The sequence below is a fragment of the Chimaeribacter californicus genome (assembly GCF_002858675.1).
Taxonomy (GTDB): Bacteria; Pseudomonadota; Gammaproteobacteria; order Enterobacterales; family Enterobacteriaceae; genus Chimaeribacter; species Chimaeribacter californicus.
In genome coordinates, this window is record NZ_PJZF01000130.1 from 1 (window position 1) to 352 (window position 352).

Genomic DNA, 352 nt, shown 5'->3' on the forward strand with positions numbered 1-352 from the left:
CAAAACGGCGGCGGCTAAAATCCACCAGGACGCACCCGGCGATTTCTATTGCGGCTGCAAAATCACCTGGCAGGGCAAAAAGGGCATCCCTGACCTCGCCTCCTGCGGCTATCAGGTGCGTAAAAGCGCCCTGCGCGCCAACCGCATTGAATGGGAGCACGTGGTGCCGGCCTGGCAGTTCGGCCACCAGCGCCAGTGCTGGCAGGACGGCGGGCGCAAAAACTGCGTGAAAGACCCGGTCTACCGCCAGATTGAAACTGACCTGCACAACCTGCAACCGTCCGTCGGCGAAGTGAACGGCGACCGCGGAAACTTCATGTATAACCAGTGGCGCGGCGGTGAAGGCCAGTAC

1 protein-coding gene is annotated in these 352 nt (G+C 61.6%); it reads left to right on the plus strand.

The genetic code is table 11. The annotated features are described in order from the left end of the window. A partial coding sequence (locus CYR55_RS23245) for an endonuclease (RefSeq protein ID WP_175580840.1) occupies nucleotides 1-352 on the plus strand: 352 nt, incomplete at both ends.